Genomic DNA, 24,719 nt, shown 5'->3' with positions numbered 1-24,719 from the left:
GCATGGCGATCAAAGTCATCAAGGCCGACAGCCGCGCCTGGCGCCCGTACCGCTTCCCGCCGCGCTGCGCGACCGCCAGCGCCGACAACCACGGCTGGGACAGCGACCCGGCCGCGCGCCAGCGCGCCATCTCCGAAGGCTTCCAGGAAGGCCTGGAGAAGGGCTACCAGGACGGCGTCGGCGAAGGCCGCGAGGCAGGCCTGCGCGAAGGCTTCGAAGCCGGTCGCCAGGACGGCCTGCGCAAGGGCCGCGAGGAAGGTCGAGCCGCTGGCCGGCAAGTGTTCGACGAAGCCAGTGCGCCATTGCAGGCCGCCGTCGCGGCCTTCACCGACTATCACCAGGCCTTCCAGCACGCGCGGCAGAAAGAGCTGCTGGAGTTGGTGCAGAAAGTCGCCAGGCAGGTCATCCGCGTCGAACTCACGCTCAATCCCACGCAGTTGCTGACGCTGGCCGAGGAAGCCCTCGCCGCCATGCCGGGCGAGCAGGGCGAGGTGCAGATCCTGCTCAACCCGGAAGAGTGCGCGCGCATCCGCGAGCTGAACCCCGAGCGCGCCGCCAGGTGGCGCCTGGTGCCGGACGAGCGCCTGGCGCTGGGCGAGTGCCGTGTGGTCACCGCCCAGGCGGAAGCCGATATCGGTTGCCAGCAGCGCCTGGACAGCTGCATGGAAGCGCTGAGCGCGCACCTGCAGGACGAAGACTGACGTGGCCCTGGGCGACGGCTTCAAGCTGGAGGAAGCGCTGCGCTCGCTGGATTCGGTCCAGCTGGCGCGGGTCAGCGGTCGCCTGGTGCGGGTCTCCGGCCTGCTGCTGGAAAGCCTCGGCTGCCGGCGCATGACCGGCCAGCGCTGCTACGTGGAAGTCGCCGACGGCGAGCGCCTGGAGGCGCAGGTGGTCGGCTTCAACCGTGACATCACCTACCTCATGCCCTTCAAGAAGCCCGTCGGCCTGACCTCCGGCTCGCGGGTCTTCCCGGCGCCGGACGAAGCCGTGCTGCATATCGATCATTCCTGGCTGGGGCGCGTGGTCAACGGCCTTGGCGAGCCTCTGGACGGCCTCGGCAAGCTTGCTGGCCGACATCCCCTGCCCACCGAGCTGCCGCAGGTGAACCCGCTGCGCCGGCGCCCGGTGTCCGAGCCACTGGACGTTGGCGTGCGCGCCATCAACGGTCTGCTGACCCTGGGCAAGGGCCAGCGCGTCGGCCTGTTCGCCGGCAGCGGCGTGGGCAAGAGCGTGCTGCTGGGCATGATCACCCGGCAGACCAAGGCCGATGTGGTGGTCGTCGGGCTGATCGGCGAGCGCGGCCGCGAGGTGCAGGAGTTCATCCTGCACTCCCTCGGCCCGGAAGGCTTGCAGAAGGCCGTGGTGGTGGTGGCGCCGGCCAATGAATCGCCACTGATGCGCCTGAAGGCCACCGAGCTGTGCCACAGCATCGCCGCCTACTTCCGCGACCAGGGCAAGGACGTGCTGCTGCTGGTGGATTCGCTGACCCGCTACGCCATGGCCCAGCGCGAGATCGCCCTGGCCCTGGGCGAGCCGCCGGCGACCAAGGGCTACCCGCCGTCGGTGTTCGGCATGCTCCCGGAACTGGTGGAGAGCGCCGGCAACGGCGAAGGCGAGATGGGCAGCCTGAGCGCCATCTACACCGTGCTGGCGGAGGGCGACGACCACCAGGACCCGATCGTCGACTGCGCCCGCGCCATCCTCGACGGGCACATCGTGCTCTCGCGGCGCCTGGCGGATGTCGGGCATTACCCGGCCATCGACATCGGTGCCTCGGTCAGCCGCTGCATGAGCCAGGTGGCGGACCCGGTGCATCTCTCTGCAGCGCGCCAGTTCAAGGAATTCAGTGGCACCTATGAGCGCATCAAGGAGTTGATCCCGCTGGGCGGCTACACGCCAGGAATGGACGTGAAGACCGACCGCGCGGTTCAGCTGGCACCGATGCTGGAGCGCTACCTGAGGCAGGAAACGGCGGACGGCGCCGAGCTCGGCAACAGCGTCGCCACCCTGCAAAGCATCGTCGGTAGCCGCTGATGAAGGCGCAGATCGATATGCTCGGGCGCCTCGCCGACGTGCGCGGCGGCAAGGTCCGCGAGCTGCTGGGCCGGGTGAATTACCAGCAGACGCTGTGCCAGCGCTACCGCAACAACATCACCGGGCTCGACCGCCTGTGCGGCTTCAGTGTCGCCACCAGCACGCCGTTGCAGCGGCACAACCAGCAGCAGTACAAGGTGACGCTGCACAAGATGCTGCAGCTGCAGCGCCGCGAGCTGGAGGTCGCCGAGCAGGCCCTGGCGCGCATCCAGGCCGAGTTGCTGGCCGCGATGCGCAGCGAGAAGGTGCTGACCCAGGTGATCGAGGCCAAGGTCGGCCAGTGGCAGGCGCAGCTTGCGCAGCAGGAACAGAAAATCCAGGATGGCCTCGCCGCGCAGTCCTGGTGGCGTGCCAGGGCTTGAGTCTGGCCTGCGGACATGGCGCATAACCCGTTCCGCGTTATGCGCCGGCCGTTTGGCGAACTCTGAACGCGGCATTTAAGTTTTCCTTCGGGGCGGTCGCCCTCTGAGGGAAAGCCCCAGAAATACTCGGATACCGACCATGGAAATCACCCGGCAACTGACCAGCGTCGCGCTGGCCACCAGCGAGTCCGCCAAGAGCGCACGCAGCGAGCGCGCCGCTCCCGTGGCAGAGGCCGGCGCCAGCGCGCCGGTCAGCGATTCACTGCGCCTGGACGAGATGCAGGAAACCCTGCGCGCCATGCCTGACGTGGACCAGGACCGGGTTGCCGAAATCCGCCGCGCCCTGATGAATGGCGACCTGGCCAACGACACCCGCCTGCTCGCCACCAGCATTCTTTCCTACCATCGCGGCAGCGACGCATGACCCAGCGCGCGCGGTTGCTGCAGGTGATCGAGCAGGACATCCAGCAGGATGGCCGCGATTGCCTGGCGCTGCGCGAGCGCCTGCAGGAGCTGTATCGCCACCTGCTGGCGCGGGACAGTGCGCAGATCGAAGCGCTGAATCCCGATATCCAGGCGCTGCTCGATGCCGTCGCCGGCCGTGCGCAGCGCCGTAGCCGCGTGCTGCGCGCCTTCCAGCTGCCGATGGATGCTGAAGGCATGCGTACGCTGCTGTCCAGCTACCAGCCGCCGCGCCGCGAGGAGCTCCAGCAGGAGTGGCAGCAGCTGGGCCAGCTCACCGCCCAGTGCAAGCGCCTCAACGAGCGCAACGGCAAGCTGCTGGCGATGCACCACGACATTCTCAGCCAACTGATGGGCGATCCGCGCGAGCAGCCGGTGTATTCGCGGCAGTTGTACTGACCGAATTCGTAGGAGCGGACTCCTGTGCCTCTGTGCAGCGCACAAAGCCCCTCACCCTAGCCCTCTCCCGCAAGCGGGAGAGGGGACCGTACGGCATCAAGCGGAACTCCGTGCCTCTCGGCCACGCCGATCGGCTCCCTCTCCCTTCAGGGAGAGGGTGGGGGAGAGGGCAGCCCCCGCGCAGGATTCCCTCGAAAAACAACCTGCCGAAATGGCTTAACGAATCCCTCCCCACGGTCGCCCTTCCTCTGCATCAGGGCGCGCGCCCGGTAGGCGGAAATGCCGCTTCCCGCTGCGCGCCAAACCACGCCGGGCGGAAGTTCGCCTTCTCCCCGGAAAGCCTGCAAAGCCTTGAACGGCGGGCCTTACGGCATTGGCATCGTAATTGCTCCTGACCTTATGCAGAGGGGGCACAAAGAGGTGGATTCAGATGGCGACCATAGATTCCGATTACGTCAAAAGCATGGCTCAGCAGCTGGCCACGTACGAAGTGCAGAACGGCCTGAACAAGGCTGATCGCAACAAGTCGTCGTACCAGTCCCAGCTGACCGCGGTGACTTCCCTGGAGTCGGCGCTCAAGACCTTCTCCTCGGCAGTGAAGAGCCTGCAGGGCGTGACCGGCAGCAACACCAGCATGCTGGTCAACAGCGCCACCACCAGCAAGGACGGCTACCTGAGCGCCAAGGTGGACAAGAACGCCGTGCCCGGCAGCTACGACTTCTTCGTCGAGCAGCTCGCCACCAGCCACCAGCTGTCGTTCTCCGGCCTGCAGGCCGTCGACATCGATACCCAGGGCACCCTGACCCTCAGCCAGAACGGCAAGTCGTTCGACATCGACCTGAGCAAGATCGACACCGACGGCGACGGCGCCAACTCGCTGGACGAACTGGCCGCCGCAATCAACAAGGCCACCGACAATACCGGCGTCAAGGCCACCCTGGTGCGCAGCAACGGCCAGGTCTCGCTGGTGCTGGGCGCAGAGAAGTCCGGTGCGGCGAATGCCATCAGCCTGTCGCTGAGCGGCACCGACAGCGCCAACAGCGCTTTCGAGAACGCCATCGGTAACCCGCAGGAGCTGTCCAAGGCCCAGGACGCCCGCGTCCGCCTGGGTGGCGAGAACGGCATGCTGCTGACCAACGCCAGCAACACCTTCGACAACATCATCGATGGTGTCAGCGCAACCTTCACCCAGGCGCAGAAGTCCGGCGAACAGCCGATCCGCCTGACCGTCGCCCAGGACCAGAGCGAAACCAAGAAGAAGGTGCAGACCTTCATCGACGCCTTCAACGCCCTGGCCAGCACCATCGACAGCCTGACCGCCGCCGGCGACCAGAACGGCAACGCCCGCGGCGCCCTGGCCGGCGACTCCAGCGTGCGTGCCATCGAGAACGCGCTGAACCAGATGGTCCGTACCAGCTTCGGCGGCGCCAACCTGATCACCCTGGGCATCAGCGCCGACCGCAGCGGCAAGCTGACCCTCGACGCCACTCGTTTCGAGAAAGCCATCGCCAGCGAACCCGAGGCCCTGGACAAGCTGTTCATGGGCAAGGGCAACCTGCTCGACAGCCTGGACAAGGGTGTCGCCGTCTACACCAACAGCACCAATGGCGTCATGAAGAACCGCAAGGACGCCCTGAACAACAGCCTGCGCCGCGTCAACGATGACTACGACAACCTGCAGAAGCAGTACGACACCTACTACGCACGCTACCTCAAGCAATACACCTCGATGATGCAGACCATGCAGTCGATGGACCAGACCAGCGGGATGTTCGGATGACCGTCTACGGCATGAACGAAAGCTACGACAGCTACCGGATGATCGACCTGGAATCCAAGGCCGCCTCGTCCTCGCCCTACGAACTGGTGCTGGTGCTGTTCGACGGCCTGCTCGACGAACTGGCCCGCGCCCGCGGGCATATCGAGCACAAGCGCTACCAGCAGAAGGGCCGCTCCCTGGAGAAGTGCCTGAACATCCTCAACGGCCTCAACGGCGCACTCGACTACGAGAACGGCGGCGAGACCGTGCAGGGCCTGGCGCGCCTGTATGACTACTGCATCTACCGGCTCTCCGACGTCAGTGTGTCGCTGGAAGTCGCCGGGATCGATGAGGTCGTGCGCCTGCTGGGCATCCTGCGTGAAGGCTGGGAGGGCGTGAGTGCCGCCCGTGGATGATCGCCGGCGCCTGCTCGAGCTGTACGAACGGCTCGGCGCGGCGCTGCAGCGCAAGGACTGGAAAGCCATGGGGCAGGTCGACCTGGCGATCCGCGCGCAACTGGTGGCGATGTCATCGCAGACCGGGCTGGCCGCCGACGTGCTGCTGGCCAAGAAGCACCTGAAACGTCTGCACGAGCAGGCGTCGCAGGCCTGTGCCGAAGAGTGCGAGCGCCTGCGCCGCCTGCTGCTCTCGCACCTGGAATACGCCGAGGGTCGCTCGGCGTACATGCAGGTGGATACGTACCAGGAGGGTCGATAGACCGTGATCCAGTTGCCGACCCAAGCACTGCCGACCACCGACCGTGCTACACGCCCGGTGGCCGAGGCGCGTTCGCAGGACTCGCGCCGCGACGGCGCCGACACTGCTGCTGTGGCGGGATTCCGCGCGCAGCCGCCGGCGCAGTCGAACGCCGGCGAGCGAACCATCAGCGTGCAGTCGTTCCTCGCCCAGTTCGATACCGCGCAGGCCGAGGAGCCGGTGCAGCAAGCCGAGGCTGCGCTGCCGCCGGAGGCGTTGCCCGTCGATACCCGCGACGACGATACGCAGGGCCGGGCAAGCGAAGAAGCATCGCCCTCCGGCGCGGAAAAATGGCTCGCCGGCATGCTTGGCCAGGCTGGGCTGGTGGTGCAGGCGCGGGATAACCCGGCGGTCCGGACCCACGCCCAGGTGGCCGGTTTCGCCACCCAGGCGGTGGATGGCCAGGCGCAGCCGGCGCCCGCCGCAGTGAAGCCCGAAGACGTGCTGCTGCCGCCCGCCGACCTGCCCGAAGAGCCGGCCGTACCCACGCAGCCGGCACCGCGCGAGGCGACCCAGAGCCAGGCGCAGACGTTGCTGCAACAGCACCTGGCTGCTGCCGCACAGACCCCTGACTCCGCCGTACCGACGTTGCCCGCCGGCGCGCTCGACGCGCGTCTTCCGGTGACCGACAGCAGCACGCCCGCCTCGTCTACTGCACCGGCGTCGCCGCTGTTCGACAAGCCGCTGCACCTCAAGGGCAGCAACGAGGCCCACTGGGGCGAGCAGATGGTCAGCGCCCTGCGCGACAACGTCGAGCTGCAACTCGGCCAGCGCGTGCAGAACGCCACGATCCGCCTTGATCCGCCAGAGCTGGGCGCCATGGAAATCCTCGTGCGCCATGAGGCCGGGCAGCTCAACGTGCAGATTTCCGCGTCCAGCGGCGACGTCGTGCGCCTGCTGCAGAACACCAGTGAGCGCCTGCGCCAGGAACTGGTCGGGCAGAACTTCCTGCAGGTCAACGTGCAGGTTTCGTCCGATTCGCAGTCCGGCCAGCAGGGCCAGCAGAACCGCCAGCGCTTCGCCGAAGAACCGCTCACGGTCGCCGCCAACCCGCGTGATGCGCAGGTGGGCGAGCGCTCCGCGCCGCGTGGCGACAGCGACGTACTGATTACCGTGTAGGCCGCCCGCGGCCCGCACCCCTACAGGATTTTTCGAGAAACCCCATGTCCACGCCGCGTCTCGTTCTACTGATGCTCATCGTGAATATCGCCGTCGTGCTGGGCGGCGTGTTCGTCAATTACAAGATGATCAAGTCCGCCAGCCTCGCCCCGGCCGCCGCCGCTTCCGACAAGGAGGCAGCCAAGGAAGATGCAACGGAGGAGGAGCAGGAGAGCGCCGAATACCTCTTCGTGCCGGTGGAGAAGATCATCGTCAGCTCCCGCGGCGAAGACCGCGAGCACTACTTCGTGATCGACCTGGTGCTGCAGGCCAGGGCCGAGCAGGAGCGCAAGAAGCTGGAGAGCGTCGCGCCCATGGTGCGCAGCTCGGTGGTCGCCAACCTGACGCCGGAGAAGTTCGAAGTGCTGCGCGCCATGCCCATCGGCGAGGTGCAGACGCGCCTGGAGAAGGCGGTGATCGACGACTTCGCCGCGCGCAAGGTGGTGGTGCCCTTCGAGCACGTGCTGCTCAGCAAGATGATCGTCCAGTAGGCCGCCATGCACGCCCTTCGCGATCCTGCTCACGGCTATGCCAGTGGCGTCGGCGGCTACGACAGCCCCGAGGGCGGCCATGCGCGCCTGTCGCCGGCGGCCGAGCAGCGCTGGATGATGCAGTACCTGCCACTGGTGCGGCGCATCGTCAGCCAGCTGTCGCTGCAGGCCAACCAGGTGCTGGACCGCGAGGACATGGAGCAGATCGGCCTGATGGGCCTGCTCGAAGGCCTGCGTCGCTACGGCGAGCCGGACGAGCAGTTCGGCCGCTTCGCCGCGCTGCGCATCCGCGGCGCCATTCTCGACGAACTGCGCCGCCAGGACTGGCGCCCCCGGCAGGTGCGGCAGCAGGCGCACAAGGTGCGCGATGCGATCCGCGCGCTGGCGCGCCAACTCGGCCGCGTGCCGAGCGACGAGGAAGTGCTCGCCGCCACCGGCCTCGACGAGGCGGGCTACCAGGATTACCTGCGCGCCGAGTCCTCCGAGGCCATCGAGAGCTTCGACGCGTTGCTGCAGAGCGGCCACGACGGCGTGCAGGCCAGCGGCGATGCGCTGGAAGAGCGCGTGCTCAAGGAACGCCTGCTGGCCCAGGCGCTGGAGCGCCTGAATGAGCGCGAGCGGCTGATCCTCAATCTGTATTACCAGCACGAACTGAACCTCAAGGAAATCGCCCTGGTGCTGGAGCTGACCGATGCGCGCATCTGCCAGCTGATGAAGCAGGCGATCGGCAAGTGCAGCCGTTTCCTCAACACCCCCGACACTCCCTGAAGAATCCCAAACCATGCAGAAAATCATCGGCGCCCTGATCATCATCGCCTGCGTGCTCGGCGGCTACGCCATGGCCCACGGCGAATTGCGCGCGCTCTGGCAGCCGGCGGAGATGATCATCATCCTCGGCGCGGGCCTGGGCACCCTGGTCGTCGCCAACCCCCGCGAAGTGCTGCTGGAGATGTGCTCGCAGATCAAGGGCGTGTTCGTCTTCAAGCGCCGCGGCGAGGAATTCCAGCGCCAGCTGCTGATGCTGCTTTACGAGCTGCTGGAGATGGTCGACGTCGGCGGCCTGAAGGTGCTCGATGCGCACATCGAGGAGCCGGACCAGAGCGAGCTGTTCGCCCGCTACCCGCTGATCCTCCAGGAAAAGAACCTGATGGCGTTCATCGCCGACAACTTCCGCCTGATGGCCATGGGCAAGATCAGCGCCCACGAGCTGGAAGGTTTCCTCGAACAGGAACTGGACGCCATGGAGCACGCCCTGCTGCAGCCGTCCAAGTCGCTGCACAAGGTCGGCGAGGCGATGCCCGGCTTCGGCATTCTCGCGGCGATCCTGGGGATCATCATCACCATGGGCAACATCGGCGGCTCGGTGGCCGAGATCGGCGCCCACGTGGCCGCCGCTCTCGTGGGCACGTTCTTCGGCATCTTCGTCTGCTACTGCCTGATGGACCCGCTGTCCAACGCCATGGCGCAGCGGGTGAAGACCGAGCTCTCGGCGCTTGAATGCGTGCGCACCACCCTGGTCGCCCATGTCGCCGGCAAGCCCACGCTGCTGGCGGTGGACGCCGGCCGCAAGCTGATCGAGCAGGACGTCAAACCGGCCTTCAAGCAGCTGGAGACCTGGGTCACCCGCTTCGAGGAAGAGCGGGACGCAGCATGAAGAAACGTGCCGACAAGCACAGCGAAGTCATCATCAAGCGCCGCAGCAAGAAGGGCCACGATGACGAGCACGGCGGCGCCTGGAAGGTCGCCTTTGCCGACTTCACCCTGGCGATGATGGCGCTGTTCATGGTGCTGTGGATCGTTCACCCGCAGACCGAGCCGCAACCGGTGGCGGTGGGCGACCAGGATGCCAACCCGGTGGTGGATGGCGGCGCCGGCGTGTTCGATGGTGCCAGCCGCACGCCCGTCGAACTCGACGGCATGCCGCAACCGATCAAGACGCCGGAGAAACCGGCGCCGCAACTCGCCCTGGACGCCGGCAAGCAGGGCAAGGCCGGCGAGCAGGCGAAGGACGCCAGCACGCAGCAGGATGGCCGCCAGTACGACAGCAACGAGGACCTGCGCGAGCTGGCCGAGCTGATCCGCGAGGTGTCCGGCAAGGTCGATGCGCTGGCCAACATCGAGGTGACGGTGGTGCCGCAGGGGCTGCGCATCCTGATCAAGGACGACCAGCAGCGCTTCATGTTCGCCCGTGGCCAGGCGACCCTCGATCCGCATTTCCAGACGCTGCTCGGTGCGCTGTCCGGCGTGCTGTCCAAGGTGCAGAACAAGTTGATCCTCAGCGGCCACACCGATGCGGTGCAGTACCGCCGGCCCGATGGCTACAACAACTGGAACCTCTCCGGCGACCGCGCCTTGCGCGCGCGCAACGTGATGGTCGACAGCGGCCTGCCTGCCGCGCATGTGCTGCAGGTGGCGGCCCAGGCTGACGTCATGCCGCTACGCCCGGAGGACCCGGAGAGCGGCGCCAACCGGCGCATCGAGATCCTCCTGCTGACCCACAGGGCGGAGAGCCTCTACCGGGAAATCTTCGGCGAGAGTTACGCACAGGTGCATTACTCGGCCTCCGGCGCGAAGCTGGTCGAGCCGCAGCCAGCACAACCGGAGAAGATCGAGGCGCCGGCTTCTGCGGCCGTCGAGGCGTCGACACCCGCGGCAGCGGCCAAGCCGGCGTTGCAGTTGTGAGCGGGTCAGCGATCGCGGGGGTGACGCGGACAGAATACCTGGCGCGTTTCCACGCCGTAGAGGCATTCGCCCAGGGGTTCGAGGGTGATGCGTGCGCCGCGCTGGCGCCCGTAGAGCAGGTTGAAGATCAGTTCGCTGTCCAGGCCGCTGTCGGCCTGCAGGTTGCTGATGCTGTTCTCTTCCACCTGCAACTGGTAGCGCCCGCCCAGGTCGCTGCCGACGTTGCCCGAGACCTCGAGGATGTTGGCGTCCTGCTGGATCATCGAGTAGAAGCGCCCTTCGTGGAACATGGTGGTCTGGGCGATTTCCAGCACCTTGCCGCTGCCCAGCAGCACCTGCCCGGAGGACGCGTAGCGGCCGTCGATAGCCGAGGTGCTGCGCGCGTGCTTCCACAGCATGCCCAGCGCCAGCGCCAGGCAGGCGACGCCGAACAGCGAGATCACCAGGCAGCGGCGCGCCACGCCGGCCTGGCGGCGTAGGTTCAGTTCAGGCACTTGCGCAACTGCTCCTGGGGAATCCGGGCGACCTGGCTCTCGTGGATCAGCAACCAGTTGGAGTGGCCTTCGGGTTGCACGCAGACCAGTTCGTAGAAGCCCGAGGTCATGTGCAGCATGAGGCCGATGGGGCGGGTGGCGAGGTCGGCCAGTTGGTGCGCCAGCGGCCGGGTGTTGCGGATCAGGCGTTGCAGGTCCTGTTCGTTGTCTTCGACGTAGGTGATCTGCAGCGAGCCCAGGTTCTGTTCGGTGGTGAGGACCGGGCTGCGCAACTGGGTGTAGTAGAAGGCGCCGCAGAGGACCAGCAGGCCGAGGATGCAGAGGCTGGCCGCGGCGAATTTCAGGCGCCGTAGATTCGGCGCTCGCGGCGCGGCTGCGGGGCTCCTCAGCGGAATCACTTCCGGCGTGGCATCGACCACTTCTGCTTCCACTTCCGGCTCGCTCGCCTGGCCCACCAGATACTGCGGGTTGAACATGTAGCCGCGGCGCGGCAGCGTCTGGATGATCTGCCGCTGCTTCTCGTCCGCCAGCACCTGGCGCAGGGTGTAGATCTGCTGGTTGAGGCTGCCCTGGCCGACGACGCGGTCGGACCAGGCGTGGGTCAGCAGCTCGTCGCGTGCGACCACGTCTCCGGGGCTTTGCAACAGGCGTTCGAGTACCCGGCTGCCGGAGAAACCCAGGTCGATCCGCTCCACCTGGCCGTCACGGTCGAGGTCGAGTTGATAGAGCGCGGGATAGAACTGCGCGATGCAATCGGAACGGCCAGTCCGGAGCTTCAGGCAGGCGATCGGCCGTCCGTCCGGTAGCGGTGAAATGAGTGTGTTCATCGAGCCCTTGCCAGCCGCGCTCTTGACGGTCGCGGGGAAACTCCATTTGTCCATGGAGGCAGAGGCATTATTTTGACGTCAGAAAAATGTGGGTGCAAGTTCTGAATTTTGCACACTCGTGCTTGCAATTTTCACACGAGTCTCGAAACCGCTGGCGCAGGCGGGTTGCGCCGCGACCGCACGTCGTAACACCGCTTGTCAGCGTACCCGCAGACAGCAGAGCGCCCCGCCGAGGCGGGGCGCTGCAGAATCAGGGCGCGCGAGGCGGGGACCTCGCGCTGGCCGGGCCTTAGCCCAGCAGGCCCATGATCATGCTGGGCATCTGGCCAGCTTGCTTGAGCATGGAGATGCCGGACTGCATGAGCATGGAGTTCTTGCTCATGTTGGCGCTTTCGACGGCGAAGTCGGCGTCCATGATGCGGCCCTTGGACAGGTCGGTGTTGTCCTTCATGTTTGCCAGGTTATTGGAGGTGTGCTGCAGGCGGTTGATGTTTGCACCGAACTGCGCGCGCAGGGTGCCGATGGCGTCCAGGGCTTTGCCGGCGTTGTCGATGGCGGTGTTGGCGTCGGTGATGGTTTCCAGCTCGGTGCCGGCAGCCGGGGAGGCGCCGAACTGCTTGGTCAGTGCGGTGAAGGCATCGGTCACGCCCTTGAGCTGGGTGCTGACATCGACGTCCAGAGTCTCGGCCTTGTCGGCACCGATCTGGAAGGTTACGCCGCCTGCGGTGGAGCCGAACTTGCCGGCAGCCGCGTCGACGCTGAACAGGGCGTCACCGGCGAACTTGGTGTTGGCGATGATGTTGGTCAGCTCCTTGCCCAGTTCGTTGAACTCGGCGGACAGCGCCTTGCCGTCGTCGGTGGAGTTGGTGCCGTTCGCCGCCTGGGTAGCCAGGTCCTTCATACGCTGGGTGATGTCGGTCAGCTCGCTGAACGCGCCGTCGGCGGTCTGCATCAGGGAGATGGCGTCGCTGGTGTTGCGCATGGCCACGTCCATGCCGCGGGACTGGGCGTTCAGGCGGGTGGCGATCTGCAGGCCGGCGGCGTCGTCGGCAGCGGAGTTGATCCGCAGGCCGGTACCCAGGCGCTGCTGGTTGGTGGCCAGCAGGCTGTTGGTCTTGCCCAGGTTGGTCTGGGTGATCAGGGAGGAATAGTTGGTTTGAATCGACAAGGCCATGGTGGACTTCCTGTATGAGCTGAATGAAGCCGGCGTTGTGCCTGCTGAAGGGGTAAGGCGACAGCTCGCGGGGAAGGATTAAGGGTGTTGGAAAATTTTTTGGCGCGGGGATTCCGACGCTACCGGCAGTCACGCTGCCGACATCGTCGTACACGGTCATGTGTCCTTTTGCCAGGGATCGATCATCTATCTTGTTGAGACATGTCTGACAGCCCCGACGCCGAGGTGCAGCTAAGCTCCCCAGGTCCACAAGGCTGTGGATAGTTCGTGTGAACCGCTCAGTGCGAACCCCGAGAAAGGAACCTCATGATCTCCGTCTACCAGCTCAAGTCCCGTTTCCAGAACCTGCTTCGCCCCCAGGTCACCCGTCTCCACGAGCGCGGCGTCACCGCCAACCAGGTGACGCTGGCCGCCTGCGGCCTGTCGCTGCTGGTGGCGCTCAGCGTCGCGCTGCTCGCCAGCCACGCCTGGATATTCCTGCTGATCCCCCTGTGGATGTTCCTGCGCATGGCGCTCAACGCCATGGACGGCATGCTCGCCCGCGAATTCGGCCAGCAGTCGAAGCTGGGCGCCTACCTCAACGAACTGACCGACGTGATCGCCGACAGCGCGCTGTACCTGCCGTTCGCCCTGCTGCCGGGCGTGACCCCGGCGCTGGTGGTGCTGGTGGTGCTGCTGGCGATGATCAGCGAATACGCCGGGGTGCTGGGCGTGATGGTCGGCGCCTCGCGGCGTTATGACGGGCCGATGGGCAAGAGCGACCGCGCACTGTGCTTCGGCGTCTTCGGTGCAGGCGTGGCCAGTGGACTGCTGCCGCTGTCCTGGCTCGACCCGCTGCTGGTGCTGCTGGCGCTGCTGCTGGTGCTGACTATCGTCAACCGGGTGCGCCAGGGGCTGGCTGAACAGAAGGAACAACAGGCCGGCTGAACAAGGGCCTGCCGTGTCAGGAAGGGGACAGGACTGTCCCGCAAGCCATCGAAACAGAGGAAGTTATGCGCGAGTCTTCGAATCACCATTTCATCACCCACGACGGCGTCGAGCTGTTCTATCGCCACTGGCCGGCGGTGCCCGCCAACGATGAGCCGCGCCGCGCGGTCGTGCTGTTCCACCGGGGCCACGAACACTCCGGCCGCATCGGCCACCTGGCCGACGAGCTCGACCTGCCCGGCTTCGATGTTTTCGCCTGGGACGCCCGCGGCCATGGCCAGTCGCCCGGTGCGCGCGGCGACAGCCCGAGCTTCGGCACCAGCGTGCGCGACGTGCAGACCTTCGTCGAGCACATCGCCTCGACCTACGGCATCGCCATCAGCGATATGGCCGTGGTGGCGCAGAGTGTCGGCGCGGTGCTCGCGTCCACCTGGGTCCACGACTACGCCCCGCCGATCCGCAGCCTGGTGCTCGCTTCGCCGGCGTTCAAGGTCAAGCTCTACGTGCCCTTCGCCCGGCCGGGCCTGAAACTGGCTAGGGCGTGGCGCGGCAACTTCTTCGTCAACAGCTACGTGAAGGCGAAATTCCTCACCCACGATCCCGAGCGGATCGCCTCCTATGACAGCGACCCGCTGATCGCCAAGGCGATCTCGGTGAACGTGCTGCTGGGCCTCTACGAAGCGGCTGATCGGGTGGTCGCCGACGCCCAGGCGATCCAGGTGCCAACCCAGCTGCTGATCTCCGGTTCGGACTTCGTGGTGCACCGCAAGCCGCAGCAACGTTTCTTCGACAACCTCGGCACGGCGCGCAAGGAACTGCACATCCTGCCCGGCTTCTTCCATGACACCCTCGGCGAGCTGAACCGCGAGCAGGCGGTGACCCGTGCCCGGCGCTTCATTCTCGAATGCTTTGCCCGCGCGCCGGAGCGCCCGGACCTGCGCGACGCCGATCGCTTCGGCTACACCTGCGCCGAAGCAGAAGCCCTGGCGACCCCACTGCCCAGCTGGTCGATCCGCGACCTCTACTGGCGCGCGACCCGCGCCAACATGCGCCTCGGCCGGTTGCTGTCGGACGGCATCAACCTCGGTTTCCAGACCGGCTTCGATTCCGGCAGCACGCTGGATTACGTCTACCGCAACCAGCCCGCCGGCGCGGGGCCCGTGGGGCGGATGATCGACCGCACCTACCTGGAGTCCGCCGGCTGGCGCGGCATCCGCCAGCGCAAGGTGCACATCGAGGAACTGCTGCGCCTGGCCATGGCCAGCCTGCGCGAGCAGGGCCGCGAGGTGCGCATCCTCGATATCGCCGCGGGCCACGGACGCTACATTCTCGAAGCGCTGCAGGGCGTCGAGCCGCTGCCGGAAAGCGTGCTGCTGCGCGACTACAGCGAACTGAACGTGCGCGAAGGCTCTGCGCTGATCGAGCGCCTGGGGTTGAAGGAGCGTGCGCGCTTCGTCCAGGGCGATGCCTTCGATGGCGCTGACCTGGCCGCTGTAGAGCCGAAACCGAGCCTGGCGGTGGTGTCCGGTCTCTACGAGCTGTTCGCCGACAACGCCATGGTCAGCGGCTCGCTGGCCGGCCTTGGCGAAGCGGTGGAGGAGGGCGGTTACCTGATCTACACCGGCCAGCCCTGGCACCCGCAGCTGGAGCTGATCGCCCGCGCCCTGACCAGCCACCGCGCGGGGCAGGCGTGGGTGATGCGCCGCCGCACGCAACTGGAGATGGACCAACTGGTCGAGGCGGCGGGCTTCCGCAAGCTGGCCCAGCGCATCGACGAGGACGGCATCTTCACCGTGTCGCTGGCGCGCCGGGAGCTCCGTTGATGGGTGCAGCGATGCCGCCGCGCGACCCCGGCGTGTTTCGCCGGGCGGTGATCTGGCTGCTGTGCCTCGCGCCGTTCTTCTTCGCCAGCTACGGCTTCGCCAACTGGGTGACGGGGCAGCGCGAGACGGTCGGCGTGCTGGTGTTCGACTGGGAACGCGGCATGTCGCTGTGGCCATGGACGATCATTCCGTACTGGTCGATCGACCTGCTCTACGGCTTGTCCTTCCTGCTGCCACGCACCCGCCGCGAACTGGACAGCCACGGCTTGCGGCTGCTCACGGCGCAGGTGATCGCGGTCAGCTGTTTCCTGCTGTTCCCGCTGCGCTTCAGCTTCGAGCGCCCGGCGCTGGACGGCCTGTTCGGCTGGCTGTTCGATGTGCTGATGGGCTTCGACAAGCCGTTCAACCAGGCGCCCTCGCTGCATATCGCGTTGCTGGTGGTGCTCTGGGCGGCCTACGGGCGCTACGCCAGCGGAGTCTGGCGCTGGCTGCTGCATGGCTGGTTCGCGCTCATCGGGCTGTCGGTACTGACCACCTGGCAGCACCACTTCATCGATGTGCCGACGGGTGCCCTGGCCGGTTTCTTCTGCCTCTGGCTGTGGCCGCGGGAAGGGCGTTCGCCGCTGGCCGCCTGGACGCTGAGCAGCGATCCGCGACGACTTCGACTAGCCGTCTTCTACGCCATCGGCGCGGCGCTTGGCGGGATGCTGGCCCTGAGCGGAGGTGGCATCTGGCTCTGGTTGTGCTGGCCGGCGGTATCGCTGGCGCTGGTTGCGCTGTGCTACCTGGGCATCGGCGCGGAGGGCTACCAGAAGCGCGCGGAGGGCCGCCACTCGCTGGCTGTCTGTTGGCTGCTGGCGCCTTATCGGCTGGCCGCCTGGATCAATTCCCGCGCCTGGACACGCCAGCACCCGCAGCCCGATGAGGTACTGCCCGGGCTCTGGCTGGGCCGCCTGCCCGGCGCGGCGGAGCGCAAGGCGCGGCCCGAGCTGGGAGTGCTCGACCTGTGCGCGGAGCTTCCCTGCACTGCGCATGACGATCGTTACGCGAGCCTGCCGTTGCTCGACCTGATTGCGCCCAGCGTCGATCAGTGTCGACTGGGCGCCGCCTTGATCGACGAACTTCGCGCGCGTGGCCCGTTGCTGGTCTGCTGCGCCCTGGGTTATTCGCGCAGTGCGACGGTCCTGGCCGCGTGGCTGCTGTTATCCGGCCAGGCGGCCACGGTCGAGGACGCGGTGGCGCAGATTCGCCGCGCGCGTCCACGCATCGTGCTCAAGGCCGAACAACTGGCGGTGCTGGCGCAGGTCGCCGGTCAGCCGCAACTATCACGGGAGGTGAGTCATGTCGGTTGATCCGGGCCTGATCCTGGTGGCCAGCCTGCTGCGCCGCGGCAGCAGTCTCAATGGGTTGTCTTCGGCGCTGACGGTGCTCGCACTGGCGCTGGGCTTCTACGGCGCGCTGATGGCCAGCGCCACGCTGGCGTTCAGCCTGAGCATGGCGCTGCTGGTGCTGCTCGGCCTGGTGCAGAAGTTCTACGCCATGCGTGTGGCGCTGGACGCCGATCTGTTCGAGGCCATGGCCAACGCCGGAGAGGCGCTGCCGGAGAAAACCCGGCAACTGGACGACGCCCTGGCCACCCATGTCGGTGTGCCCGCGGAAATGTCCGGCCGCACCTGGAGCGAGCGCAGCCGTGGCGCACTGAAACTCCTGCGTCGGCAGGTGATGCTGTGTGCGGTGCAGTGGCTGGTTGCGCTGCTGTGCCTGATCGCCCTGACTTTCCAATCCTGAGGAACGCCCCCGCAATGCTGGAACGACTGTTCGCCTACGCCATCATCGCCGGTGCCCGCGCGGTGACCGGCCTGCGCAGCCTGTGGATCGGCACCACGCCGATCCCGGCGCAGCGCATCTACTACGCCAACCACAGCAGCCACGGCGACTTCGTGCTGCTCTGGGCCTCGCTGCCGCCCGAACTGCGCGCGCGTACGCGCCCGGTCGCCGGGATGGACTACTGGGGCAAGGGCGGCCTGCGTGGCTTCATCATCAACCGCGTGTTCCACGGCGTGCTGATCGACCGCACGCGCGGCGCAGAAGGCGGCAATCCGCTGGAGCCGGTGGAGCAGGCACTGGCCGACGGCGACTCGCTGATCCTCTTTCCCGAGGGCACGCGCAACCTCGACGAGGAGGTGCGCCTGTTGCCCTTCAAGAGCGGCATCTATCACCTGTCCAAGGCGCATCCGCAGGTCGAGCTGGTGCCGGTATGGCTGGACAACCTCAGCCGCGTGATGCCCAAGGGCCGCGCACTGCCGTTGCCGCTGCTGTGTACCCTGAGCTTCGGTGCGCCGCTGGCGGTGCAGGAGGGCGAGGCCAAGGACGCCTTCCTCGAACGCGCCCGCGAGGCGCTGCTGAAACTCGCCGCGCCGGAGGGTCGCTGAGATGAACCAGACCTGGCTGCTGTTCGCCGGTATCGGCGGCATCCTCGTTCTCGCCTCGCTGGTCGGCGCGGTGCTGCGCTGGCGCGCGCCGGCGGGACCGCACGCGGTGATCGACAACCTCAACGCGCGGATCAATGCCTGGTGGGTGATGGTCGCGGTGATCGGCTGCGCCTTCGCCCTCGGTTACTGGGCGGTGATCCTGCTGTTCTATGGCGTGTCGTTCTACGCCCTGCGCGAGTTCCTCACGCTGATGCCGACCCGGCGCAGCGACTACCCGGCGCTGGTCGCGGCCTTCTACTTCGTGCTGCCGATGCAGTACCTGCTGATCGGCATCCAGTGGTACGGACTGTTCTCCATCTTCATTCCGGTCTACGTGTTCCTGCTGCTGCCGATCCTCGCTTCGCTGGGCGGCGACTCCAAGCACTTCCTCGAACGCGCCTCGAAGGTGCAGTGGGCGCTGATGCTGGCGGTGTTCTGCATCTCCTACGTGCCGGCGCTGCTGACCCTGAACATCGAGGGTTACGAGGGCCGCAACCTGCTGCTGATCGCCTTCCTGGTGATCGTCGTGCAGTTGTCGGACGTGCTGCAGTACGTCTGCGGCAAGCTCTTCGGCAAGCGCAAGATCGCCCCCAACCTGTCGCCGTCCAAGACCCTGGAAGGCTTCGTCGGAGGCGTGGCGCTGGCCACGCTGATCGGTGGCGCGCTGTGGTGGATCACCCCGTTCGCCTTCTGGCAGGCGTTGCTGATCGCGCTGATGATCAACATCCTCGGCTTCTTCGGCGGGCTGGTGATGTCGGCGATCAAGCGCGACCGCGGGGTGAAGGACTGGGGGCACATGATCGAAGGCCACGGCGGCATGCTCGACCGCCTGGATTCGGTGTGCTTCGCCGCGCCGGTGTTCTTCCACTTCGTGCGGTATTGGTGGACCTGAGGCGGGTATTACCTTCGTAGGACCGTAGGACGCATAACCTGGAACAGGTTATCCGCCAGCGACTCTGCGGGGATAACGCTGGCGCGTTATGCGCCCTACGGTCTGCCGTGCGGTTAGCCACCGTCACGCAGGGCTCATCCAACGTAAAACGGTCCGCGGCACTCAGAAGATGCTACTCACCTCTCCCGAGGCCAGCACCTTCGCGTCGATGACCTTCTGGCTGCGCAGGTTCTTCACCCGGATCACTTCGTCCTGCTTGCCGTTGGCCAGCGCCTCGCCGGCGGCGCTGGCCTGGATGCCGTCCTGGCTGGCGACGATCTTCACCTGCTGGCCGCGGCGCACCAGCAGCGCGCCGTCGAGCAGCGCCGGGCTCAGCGGCTGCTCGGCGCGGATGCGCCGGCGAGCGGTCTTGCCGGCGACCTCATCGATGCGGGTGAAGTAGCCCCGCGCGCTCTTGCCGATCTCCAGCGGTGCCAGTTTCAGCTGCCCCCGCTCCAGCGTCTGGCCGCGCTCGATCTCGCCGCTGGCGACCACGGCCGGCAGGAACACCGCGGGCTGGCTGGTGAAGTAGAGCGGCCAGCCGGGCTGCCCCGCGCAATCGGCCTCCAGCCGGCGCCGGGCGGTGGCCGAGGCGGGTGCTTCGCTCTCGCGCAATTGCGGCTCGCTCGGGCAGGCCGGCAGCTTGGCCAGGCTGTTGGGCAGGTTGTTGGCGACCCTGAAGGTCATGCCGTTCCAGCCCTGTTTTTTCGCTTCGCTCTTCAGTTCGCTGGCGATCAGTCGCTGTGCGGCGGCGTCGAGTTGCGCGCGGGCATCCTGCGCTTGCGCAAGAGCGGGAAGGAGGACGAGGAAGCAGGCGGAAAGCGCTTTTCCGCATCCCCCGCTGTGGCGCGCGAAAAGCGGAAACGACGCGTTGCGCCCGCGTTTTTGGGTTTCAATAAACGCCTTGTAAATCAACGACATGAAGCGACCTTCAGGGGTCGGCATGCTTTGTGCTAAATGGCCACGCACGCCGAACGATGAGAATGGGTTGCGGGAATGAGTATACGGTTTGACGAGACCCTGGGTCTCCACGAGAGAGCCCTCTCGCTGCACATGCAGCGCAGCGAAATCCTGGCCTCCAACCTGGCCAACGAAGACACCCCTGGCTTCAAGGCGCGGGACATCGACTTCGCCGCCGAGATGCAGCGCCAGGACAATCCTTCGGCCCTGCTGGCCAGCGCCGGCCCGCAATCGTTGGAGCTGAAGTACCGCATTCCCAACCAGCCTTCTCAGGACGGCAACAGCGTCGAACTGGCCACCGAGCAGGCGGAGTTCTCGCGCAACGCGATGGATTTCCAGACCAGCCTGACCTTCCTGACCCTGAAATTCCGCGGTCTCAAACAGGCCATCGAGGGACGCTGACGCCATGGCATTCGATTCCATCTACCGCATCGCCGGCTCGTCGATGAACGCGCAGACCGTGCGCCTGAACACCGTGGCCAGCAACCTGGCCAACGCCGACTCCGCGGCCGCCAGGCCCGACGACGTGTACCAGGCGCGCAAGCCGATGTTCGCCGCCGTCTACGACAACGACCAGCTCACCCGCAGCGCCGGCATGGGCGGCGCCCACGTGCAGGTGCTCGACGTAGTCACCTCCGGCCGCGCCCCGCAGCGCCGCTACGAGCCGGGCAGCCCGCTGGCCGACGCCACCGGCTACGTCTACTACCCCGACGTCAACGAGATCGAAGAGATGACCGACATGATGTCCGCCACCCGCAGCTTCGAGACCGGTGTGGAAGTGCTCAACCGGGTGAAGAGCATGCAGTCCAGCCTGCTGAAACTGGGAGACGCCTGATGAGCACGGTGAACAACGACACCAGCGGTACCAGCACCAACGGCACGTCGTCCGGCACGCCCAAGCAGGCGGTGAATCTCGGCGAGATGGGCGACATGGAGAACAGCTTCATCACCCTGCTGGTCGCCCAGGTGCAGTACCAGGACCCGACCAAGCCGGTGGACAGCACCGAGTTCATCAACCAGTACTCGGCCATGGCGCAGGTGAAGAGCATGCAGAACATGACCACCCTGCAGCAGAACAACCTGGTGCTGATGGACAACCTGCAGACCCTCACCGCCGCCGGCCTGGTCGGCCAGGAAGTGAAGGTCAGCGCCGACAGCCTGCAACTGGACGGCGACAAGGTCAGCGGTCAGATCAACCTGGAACACGCCTCGGCCACCACCGTGCTGCAACTCACCGATGCCAACGGCGTGCGCACCGACATCACCCTCGGCCCGCAGGAGCCGGGCGCCGTGCCTTTCACCGTGGACCCCGAAGCGCTCGGCCTGAAGCCGGGCAAGTACAGCCTCGCAGTGAAGACTGAGAGCGGCGAGACGCCGGGCATCGAAGTGTCCGGGTTGGTCCATAACGTCCGCGTCAGCGCCGACGGCCCGGTCCTGGAAGTCGCGGGCGCCGGTTCCGTGCCCTTCTACAAGATCGTCGAATTCAGTCAGGGCCAGGCCGCCTGAGCGCCTGTTCCCCCCACTTAGGATGAGCTAACGCCATGAGCTTCAACATCGCCCTGACCGGCCTGAACGCGGTGACCCAGCAGCTGGACACCATCAGCAACAACATCGCCAACTCCGGCACCGTCGGCTTCAAGTCCTCGCGCACCGAGTTCGGCAGCGTCTACGCCGACACCAAGGGCATGGGCGTGGAAGTCACCGGCACCACCCAGAGCATCAGCCAGGGCGGCTCGCTGGTGTCGACCAACCGCAACCTCGACCTGGCCATCTCCGGCGGCGGCTTCTTCGTCGTCAAGAGCGGCAACGGCGACACCCAGTACACCCGCGCCGGGGTGTTCAGCCAGGACAATGCCAACTACCTGATCAACGCCACCGGCCAGCGCCTGCAGGGCTACCCGACCGACGCGGCCGGCAACCTGCTGGTGGGCACCGTGTCCGACCTGCAGGTGAAGACCGCCAACCTGCCGGCCAAGGCCACCGACAAGCTGGAGTTCGTCGCCAACCTCGACTCCAACGAGAAGGTGCCGACCGTCGCGCCGTTCGACCCGCAGAACGTGGCGACCTACAACTCCACCTACACCAGCAAGATCTACGACTCGCAGGGCAAGGAACACACCCTGACCCAGTACTTCGTGCTGACCGGCAGCAACACCTGGGACGCGCACTACGCAGTGGATGGCAATGCCGTCGGCGCCACCCAGTCGCTGACCTTCGCCCCGGACGGCTCGCTGTCCGCGCCGATCGCCGCGGTGCCGGTGAGCTTCAACCTGCCGGGCGTCAACCCGATGAACATCGCCCTCGACTACACCGGCACCAGCCAGTACGGCTCGGACTTCGTCGTCACCACCAACCGCACCACCGGCTACGCGGCCGGCGAGCAGACCGGCATCGCGGTGGAGAACGACGGCAAGGTCTACGTCAACTACAGCAACGGCCAGCGCATGCTGCAGGGCCAGGTCGCGTTGGCCAACTTCGTCAACAGCGGCGGCCTGCAGAACCAGAGCGGCACCGCCTGGACCGAGACCTCCGCCTCCGGCGCCCCGCTGATCGGCGTGCCCGGCATCGGCCAGTTCGGCTCGCTCTCGGCCGGCAACCTGGAAGGCTCCAACGTCGACATCACCCAGCAACTGGTGGGCCTGATGGAAGGCCAGCGCAACTACCAGGCGAACACCAAGGTGATGACCACCGACAAGGAACTCACCCAAGTGCTGTTCTCGGCCATCTAAGGAAATCCCATGGATCGTCTCGGCTACACCGCGATGACGGCGGCCAGCCGCAGCATGTCTGCGCTGGACATCCGCGCCAACAACCTGGCCAACGTCAACACCCCCGGCTTTCGCGCCGACCTGGAGCACGCCACCGCCGTGGACGTGAGCGGCGCCGGCTACGACAGCCGCCACCTGGCGCGCATCGAGAGCAGCGGCGTCGACATGAGCGCCGGGACCCTGATGGCCACCGGGCGCGACCTCGACGTCGCCATCCAGGGCCAGGGCCTGCTCGCCGTGCAGAGCGGCAACGGCGAGGCGTACACGCGCCAGGGCAACCTGGAGATCGACGCCGACCGCCAGCTGATGATCAACGGCCGCGCCGTGCTCGGCGAGGGCGGCCCGATCACCCTGCCGGAGTACGACGCCATCGCCATCGGCAGCGACGGCACCATCTCGGTGATGCCGCGCGGCGATTTCATGATGACCGACGTCGAGCGCCTCAAATTGGTGGACGCACCGGCCGCGTCGCTGGTGAAGAACGCCCAGGGCCTGCTGGTCAGCAAGGACGGCCAGAACGTCGCCGCCAGCGACGACGTGCGCCTGGTCTCCGGGCACCTGGAGCAGAGCAACGTCTCGGCCATCGACCAACTGGTGGGCACCATGAGCCTGAACCGGCGGTTCGAGACCCAGGTGAAGATGATGAAGGCCGCCTCGGATCTCGCCGAGGCCGGCGACCGCATGATCCGTGGCGGCTAACGCGCGGCGCGCAGACAGGAGCACAACATGAGTTCGGCACTTTGGGTCAGCAAGACCGGCCTGGCGGCACAGGACACCGCGATGTCCACCGTGGCCAACAACCTGGCCAACGTCAACACCGTCGGCTTCAAGAGCGACCGCGCGGTGTTCGAGGACCTGTTCTACCAGGTGCAGCTGCAACCCGGCGCCCAGGCTGACCAGGTCAACACCGTGCCGTCCGGCATCCAGCTGGGCAGCGGCGTGCGCGTCGTCGGCACGCAGAAGGTGTTCACCGAAGGCAGCATGCAGACCACCGGGCAACCGATGGACCTGGCCATCGTCGGCAGCGGCTTCTTCCAGGTCGAGGCGCCCAACGGCGACACCTACTACACCGAGAACGGCCAGCTGCAGCTGAACAACGAAGGCATGGTGGTCAACGCCCAGGGCCTGCCGCTGACGCCGAACATCGAAGTGCCGGCCGGCGCCAGCCGCTTCACCGTCGGCAGCGACGGCATCGTCACCGCCATTCTTCCCGGCGAGACGCTGCCTACCGAGCTGGGCCAGATCACCCTCGTCAGCTTCACCAACCCGGCCGGTCTGGAAGCCCTCGGTGGCAACCTCTACAAGGAAACCGCCGCCAGCGGCGAGCCGCAGGAAGGCACGCCGGGCGAGGAGGGGCTGGGCACGCTCAAGCAGGGCGTACTGGAAGGCTCCAACGTGCAGGTGGTGGAAGCGATGGTGAACATGATCGCCATCCAGCGCGCCTACGAGGCCAACGCCAAGGTGCTCGACGCCGCGTCGGGCATGCAGCAGTTCCTCAACCAGACGGTCTGACCATGACGCGCCTTGCCCTGCTGCTCGCCCTGGCGCTGCTCGCCGGCTGCCAGAGCTTCAACGAGATGCTGCCGGACGAGGATTCCTCGCTCTACCAGCCGCCGGAGCTGGACTACAGCCTGCCGCCCACCACCAGCGGCGGGCTGTTCCGCTCCGGCTACGGCGGCTCGCTGCTGCGCGACAAGCGCGCCATCGGCGTCGGCGACATCGTCACCGTGGTACTCAGCGAGTCCACCCAGTCGAGCAAGAGCGCGGGCACCAGCTTCGGCAAGAAATCCAGCCTGGACGTGCCGGTGCCGACCATCCTGACCAAGGAGTACGGCGGCCTGGAAACCTCCGCCACGGCCAACCGCGATTTCAATGGCTCGGCGAAAAGCTCGCAGCAGAACACCCTCACCGGCTCCATCGCGGTGACCGTGCACAAGGTGCTGCCCGGCGGCGTGCTGCTGGTGAAGGGCGAGAAATCGCTGCGCCTGAACCAGGGCGACGAGTTCATCCGCCTCACCGGCCTGGTGCGCCTGGACGACATCAACCGCGCCAACCAGGTGTCTTCGCAGAACGTCGCCAACGCCAAGATTTCCTACGCCGGGCGCGGCGTGCTCAACGACAGCAACTCGGCCGGCTGGCTGACACGCTTCTTCACCCATCCGCTGTTCCCGATGTAAGCAG

General features: G+C 66.7%; 30 protein-coding genes. 26 read left to right on the top strand and 4 right to left on the bottom strand.

What is annotated here, in order from left to right; translation table 11 throughout:
* The first annotated feature begins 2 nt into the window (after nt 1-2).
* The 13 genes from fliH to GJV37_RS19450 all read left to right on the top strand — a co-directional run bounded on the left by fliH (nt 3) and on the right by GJV37_RS19450 (nt 10,163).
* Complete coding sequence (gene fliH / locus GJV37_RS19510; protein ID WP_024766277.1) at nt 3-701, top strand: flagellar assembly protein FliH; 699 nt, start codon at nt 3-5, stop codon at nt 699-701.
* 1 nt (nt 702) lies between these two features.
* Entirely contained in the window at nt 703-2,034 is a 1,332-nt protein-coding gene (fliI, locus tag GJV37_RS19505; RefSeq protein WP_037014115.1) for a flagellar protein export ATPase FliI, read from the top strand.
* Nucleotides 2,034-2,456: a flagellar FliJ family protein gene (locus tag GJV37_RS19500; RefSeq protein WP_054909504.1), complete on the top strand. Its 423-nt coding sequence runs from the start codon at nt 2,034-2,036 to the stop codon at nt 2,454-2,456. The genes fliI and GJV37_RS19500 overlap by 1 nt, the downstream gene beginning before the upstream one ends.
* Before the next feature lie 139 nt (nt 2,457-2,595).
* A complete protein-coding gene (gene flgM / locus GJV37_RS19495) occupies nt 2,596-2,880 on the top strand; it encodes a flagellar biosynthesis anti-sigma factor FlgM (RefSeq protein ID WP_024766280.1) in 285 nt (94 codons plus the stop codon).
* Entirely contained in the window at nt 2,877-3,317 is a 441-nt protein-coding gene (flgN, locus tag GJV37_RS19490) for a flagellar protein FlgN (protein ID WP_037014101.1), read from the top strand. Before flgM ends, flgN begins: the two co-directional genes overlap by 4 nt.
* A gap of 430 nt (nt 3,318-3,747) precedes the next feature.
* Complete coding sequence (gene fliD / locus GJV37_RS19485; RefSeq protein WP_193452866.1) at nt 3,748-5,097, top strand: flagellar filament capping protein FliD; 1,350 nt, start codon at nt 3,748-3,750, stop codon at nt 5,095-5,097.
* On the top strand, nt 5,094-5,492 hold the full coding sequence (gene fliS / locus GJV37_RS19480) for a flagellar export chaperone FliS (protein ID WP_024766283.1): 399 nt from the start codon (nt 5,094-5,096) through the stop codon (nt 5,490-5,492). Before fliD ends, fliS begins: the two co-directional genes overlap by 4 nt.
* A complete protein-coding gene (locus tag GJV37_RS19475; RefSeq protein WP_024766284.1) occupies nt 5,476-5,793 on the top strand; it encodes a hypothetical protein in 318 nt (105 codons plus the stop codon). Before fliS ends, GJV37_RS19475 begins: the two co-directional genes overlap by 17 nt.
* Before the next feature lie 3 nt (nt 5,794-5,796).
* Nucleotides 5,797-6,951 (top strand): flagellar hook-length control protein FliK, encoded by a 1,155-nt coding sequence (locus tag GJV37_RS19470; RefSeq protein ID WP_193452865.1) that lies wholly within the window; start codon nt 5,797-5,799, stop codon nt 6,949-6,951.
* A gap of 44 nt (nt 6,952-6,995) precedes the next feature.
* Entirely contained in the window at nt 6,996-7,481 is a 486-nt protein-coding gene (locus GJV37_RS19465; protein WP_024766286.1) for a flagellar basal body-associated FliL family protein, read from the top strand.
* A 6-nt stretch (nt 7,482-7,487) separates the two neighbouring features.
* Nucleotides 7,488-8,249, top strand: coding sequence for a FliA/WhiG family RNA polymerase sigma factor (locus GJV37_RS19460; protein ID WP_024766287.1), 762 nt, complete (start codon nt 7,488-7,490; stop codon nt 8,247-8,249).
* Between the two features lie 13 nt (nt 8,250-8,262).
* A complete protein-coding gene (motA, locus tag GJV37_RS19455; RefSeq protein ID WP_024766288.1) occupies nt 8,263-9,135 on the top strand; it encodes a flagellar motor stator protein MotA in 873 nt (290 codons plus the stop codon).
* Nucleotides 9,132-10,163 carry an OmpA family protein gene (locus tag GJV37_RS19450; RefSeq protein ID WP_193452864.1) on the top strand — a complete coding sequence of 344 codons (1,032 nt, stop codon included), beginning with the start codon at nt 9,132-9,134 and terminating at the stop codon, nt 10,161-10,163. The genes motA and GJV37_RS19450 overlap by 4 nt, the downstream gene beginning before the upstream one ends.
* Before the next feature lie 5 nt (nt 10,164-10,168).
* Here GJV37_RS19450 and GJV37_RS19445 read toward each other — a convergent pair whose 3' ends face one another.
* From GJV37_RS19445 to lafA, 3 genes are all read right to left on the bottom strand, one after another.
* Nucleotides 10,169-10,657 (bottom strand): hypothetical protein, encoded by a 489-nt coding sequence (locus GJV37_RS19445; RefSeq protein ID WP_089285788.1) that lies wholly within the window; start codon nt 10,655-10,657, stop codon nt 10,169-10,171.
* Entirely contained in the window at nt 10,645-11,484 is an 840-nt protein-coding gene (locus GJV37_RS19440) for a winged helix-turn-helix domain-containing protein (RefSeq protein WP_246228385.1), read from the bottom strand. The genes GJV37_RS19445 and GJV37_RS19440 overlap by 13 nt, the downstream gene beginning before the upstream one ends.
* Nucleotides 11,485-11,773: 289 nt before the next feature.
* Nucleotides 11,774-12,658, bottom strand: coding sequence for a lateral flagellin LafA (gene lafA, locus GJV37_RS19435; protein WP_024766291.1), 885 nt, complete (start codon nt 12,656-12,658; stop codon nt 11,774-11,776).
* Nucleotides 12,659-12,964: 306 nt separating this feature from the next.
* Between lafA and GJV37_RS19430 the strand changes: the two genes are divergently transcribed.
* From GJV37_RS19430 to GJV37_RS19405, 6 genes are all read left to right on the top strand, one after another.
* Nucleotides 12,965-13,585, top strand: coding sequence for a CDP-alcohol phosphatidyltransferase family protein (locus GJV37_RS19430; RefSeq protein ID WP_037017143.1), 621 nt, complete (start codon nt 12,965-12,967; stop codon nt 13,583-13,585).
* Nucleotides 13,586-13,650: 65 nt separating this feature from the next.
* Complete coding sequence (locus GJV37_RS19425; protein ID WP_193452862.1) at nt 13,651-15,408, top strand: bifunctional alpha/beta hydrolase/class I SAM-dependent methyltransferase; 1,758 nt, start codon at nt 13,651-13,653, stop codon at nt 15,406-15,408.
* 11 nt (nt 15,409-15,419) lie between these two features.
* Entirely contained in the window at nt 15,420-16,760 is a 1,341-nt protein-coding gene (locus GJV37_RS19420; protein WP_193452939.1) for a phosphatase PAP2/dual specificity phosphatase family protein, read from the top strand.
* Complete coding sequence (locus GJV37_RS19415) at nt 16,750-17,196, top strand: hypothetical protein (RefSeq protein WP_024766295.1); 447 nt, start codon at nt 16,750-16,752, stop codon at nt 17,194-17,196. The genes GJV37_RS19420 and GJV37_RS19415 overlap by 11 nt, the downstream gene beginning before the upstream one ends.
* A gap of 14 nt (nt 17,197-17,210) precedes the next feature.
* The gene (locus GJV37_RS19410; protein WP_024766296.1) at nt 17,211-17,840 is read left to right on the top strand and encodes a lysophospholipid acyltransferase family protein; all 630 of its coding nucleotides are present in this window, start codon (nt 17,211-17,213) and stop codon (nt 17,838-17,840) included.
* 1 nt (nt 17,841) lies between these two features.
* Nucleotides 17,842-18,771 carry a phosphatidate cytidylyltransferase gene (locus GJV37_RS19405; protein ID WP_024766297.1) on the top strand — a complete coding sequence of 310 codons (930 nt, stop codon included), beginning with the start codon at nt 17,842-17,844 and terminating at the stop codon, nt 18,769-18,771.
* 162 nt (nt 18,772-18,933) lie between these two features.
* Here the strand turns inward: GJV37_RS19405 and flgA are convergent, their stop codons facing one another.
* Complete coding sequence (gene flgA / locus GJV37_RS19400; protein ID WP_193452861.1) at nt 18,934-19,755, bottom strand: flagellar basal body P-ring formation chaperone FlgA; 822 nt, start codon at nt 19,753-19,755, stop codon at nt 18,934-18,936.
* Nucleotides 19,756-19,806: 51 nt separating this feature from the next.
* On the opposite strand from flgA, the gene flgB reads away from it, so the two are divergent.
* From flgB to flgH, 7 genes are read left to right on the top strand one after another with little or no spacing between them, the layout of a single operon-like run.
* Nucleotides 19,807-20,172 (top strand): flagellar basal body rod protein FlgB, encoded by a 366-nt coding sequence (gene flgB / locus GJV37_RS19395; RefSeq protein ID WP_170858062.1) that lies wholly within the window; start codon nt 19,807-19,809, stop codon nt 20,170-20,172.
* Between the two features lie 4 nt (nt 20,173-20,176).
* Nucleotides 20,177-20,605 (top strand): flagellar basal body rod protein FlgC, encoded by a 429-nt coding sequence (gene flgC, locus GJV37_RS19390; protein WP_024766301.1) that lies wholly within the window; start codon nt 20,177-20,179, stop codon nt 20,603-20,605.
* Nucleotides 20,605-21,276, top strand: coding sequence for a flagellar hook capping FlgD N-terminal domain-containing protein (locus tag GJV37_RS19385; protein WP_024766302.1), 672 nt, complete (start codon nt 20,605-20,607; stop codon nt 21,274-21,276). The genes flgC and GJV37_RS19385 overlap by 1 nt, the downstream gene beginning before the upstream one ends.
* 35 nt (nt 21,277-21,311) lie before the next feature.
* A complete protein-coding gene (gene flgE, locus GJV37_RS19380) occupies nt 21,312-22,499 on the top strand; it encodes a flagellar hook protein FlgE (RefSeq protein ID WP_065086308.1) in 1,188 nt (395 codons plus the stop codon).
* 9 nt (nt 22,500-22,508) lie between these two features.
* Entirely contained in the window at nt 22,509-23,237 is a 729-nt protein-coding gene (locus GJV37_RS19375; RefSeq protein ID WP_193452860.1) for a flagellar basal body rod protein FlgF, read from the top strand.
* Nucleotides 23,238-23,264: 27 nt separating this feature from the next.
* The gene (gene flgG / locus GJV37_RS19370) at nt 23,265-24,050 is read left to right on the top strand and encodes a flagellar basal-body rod protein FlgG (protein ID WP_024766305.1); all 786 of its coding nucleotides are present in this window, start codon (nt 23,265-23,267) and stop codon (nt 24,048-24,050) included.
* A 2-nt stretch (nt 24,051-24,052) separates the two neighbouring features.
* Nucleotides 24,053-24,715, top strand: a complete 663-nt coding sequence (flgH, locus tag GJV37_RS19365; protein ID WP_037016153.1) for a flagellar basal body L-ring protein FlgH — start codon at nt 24,053-24,055, stop codon at nt 24,713-24,715.
* Nucleotides 24,716-24,719: the final 4 nt, after the last annotated feature.

It is taken from the genome of Pseudomonas nitroreducens, from assembly GCF_010994165.1.
In the GTDB taxonomy this organism is placed as follows: Bacteria; Pseudomonadota; Gammaproteobacteria; order Pseudomonadales; family Pseudomonadaceae; genus Pseudomonas; species Pseudomonas nitroreducens.
Note: the sequence above shows the minus strand (reverse complement) of the source record. Positions and strands in the feature narration are given on the sequence as shown.

What these genes read in the sequence shown, in the direction of transcription:
- GJV37_RS19465 (WP_024766286.1), top strand. Translation starts at nt 6,996, where the DNA reads ATGTCCACGCCGCGTCTCGTTCTACTGATGCTCATCGTGAATATCGCC.
- flgG (WP_024766305.1), top strand. Translation starts at nt 23,265, where the DNA reads ATGAGTTCGGCACTTTGGGTCAGCAAGACCGGCCTGGCGGCACAGGAC.
- GJV37_RS19425 (WP_193452862.1), top strand. Translation starts at nt 13,651, where the DNA reads ATGCGCGAGTCTTCGAATCACCATTTCATCACCCACGACGGCGTCGAG.
- GJV37_RS19440 (WP_246228385.1), bottom strand. Translation starts at nt 11,484, where the DNA reads ATGAACACACTCATTTCACCGCTACCGGACGGACGGCCGATCGCCTGC.
- fliD (WP_193452866.1), top strand. Translation starts at nt 3,748, where the DNA reads ATGGCGACCATAGATTCCGATTACGTCAAAAGCATGGCTCAGCAGCTG.
- flgM (WP_024766280.1), top strand. Translation starts at nt 2,596, where the DNA reads ATGGAAATCACCCGGCAACTGACCAGCGTCGCGCTGGCCACCAGCGAG.
- GJV37_RS19450 (WP_193452864.1), top strand. Translation starts at nt 9,132, where the DNA reads ATGAAGAAACGTGCCGACAAGCACAGCGAAGTCATCATCAAGCGCCGC.
- GJV37_RS19500 (WP_054909504.1), top strand. Translation starts at nt 2,034, where the DNA reads ATGAAGGCGCAGATCGATATGCTCGGGCGCCTCGCCGACGTGCGCGGC.
- flgH (WP_037016153.1), top strand. Translation starts at nt 24,053, where the DNA reads ATGACGCGCCTTGCCCTGCTGCTCGCCCTGGCGCTGCTCGCCGGCTGC.
- GJV37_RS19405 (WP_024766297.1), top strand. Translation starts at nt 17,842, where the DNA reads ATGAACCAGACCTGGCTGCTGTTCGCCGGTATCGGCGGCATCCTCGTT.
- GJV37_RS19410 (WP_024766296.1), top strand. Translation starts at nt 17,211, where the DNA reads ATGCTGGAACGACTGTTCGCCTACGCCATCATCGCCGGTGCCCGCGCG.
- GJV37_RS19385 (WP_024766302.1), top strand. Translation starts at nt 20,605, where the DNA reads ATGAGCACGGTGAACAACGACACCAGCGGTACCAGCACCAACGGCACG.
- GJV37_RS19420 (WP_193452939.1), top strand. Translation starts at nt 15,420, where the DNA reads ATGCCGCCGCGCGACCCCGGCGTGTTTCGCCGGGCGGTGATCTGGCTG.
- fliS (WP_024766283.1), top strand. Translation starts at nt 5,094, where the DNA reads ATGACCGTCTACGGCATGAACGAAAGCTACGACAGCTACCGGATGATC.
- flgE (WP_065086308.1), top strand. Translation starts at nt 21,312, where the DNA reads ATGAGCTTCAACATCGCCCTGACCGGCCTGAACGCGGTGACCCAGCAG.
- flgA (WP_193452861.1), bottom strand. Translation starts at nt 19,755, where the DNA reads ATGCCGACCCCTGAAGGTCGCTTCATGTCGTTGATTTACAAGGCGTTT.
- GJV37_RS19375 (WP_193452860.1), top strand. Translation starts at nt 22,509, where the DNA reads ATGGATCGTCTCGGCTACACCGCGATGACGGCGGCCAGCCGCAGCATG.
- lafA (WP_024766291.1), bottom strand. Translation starts at nt 12,658, where the DNA reads ATGGCCTTGTCGATTCAAACCAACTATTCCTCCCTGATCACCCAGACC.
- motA (WP_024766288.1), top strand. Translation starts at nt 8,263, where the DNA reads ATGCAGAAAATCATCGGCGCCCTGATCATCATCGCCTGCGTGCTCGGC.
- flgB (WP_170858062.1), top strand. Translation starts at nt 19,807, where the DNA reads ATGAGTATACGGTTTGACGAGACCCTGGGTCTCCACGAGAGAGCCCTC.
- flgN (WP_037014101.1), top strand. Translation starts at nt 2,877, where the DNA reads ATGACCCAGCGCGCGCGGTTGCTGCAGGTGATCGAGCAGGACATCCAG.
- GJV37_RS19415 (WP_024766295.1), top strand. Translation starts at nt 16,750, where the DNA reads ATGTCGGTTGATCCGGGCCTGATCCTGGTGGCCAGCCTGCTGCGCCGC.
- GJV37_RS19430 (WP_037017143.1), top strand. Translation starts at nt 12,965, where the DNA reads ATGATCTCCGTCTACCAGCTCAAGTCCCGTTTCCAGAACCTGCTTCGC.
- GJV37_RS19460 (WP_024766287.1), top strand. Translation starts at nt 7,488, where the DNA reads ATGCACGCCCTTCGCGATCCTGCTCACGGCTATGCCAGTGGCGTCGGC.
- fliH (WP_024766277.1), top strand. Translation starts at nt 3, where the DNA reads ATGGCGATCAAAGTCATCAAGGCCGACAGCCGCGCCTGGCGCCCGTAC.
- flgC (WP_024766301.1), top strand. Translation starts at nt 20,177, where the DNA reads ATGGCATTCGATTCCATCTACCGCATCGCCGGCTCGTCGATGAACGCG.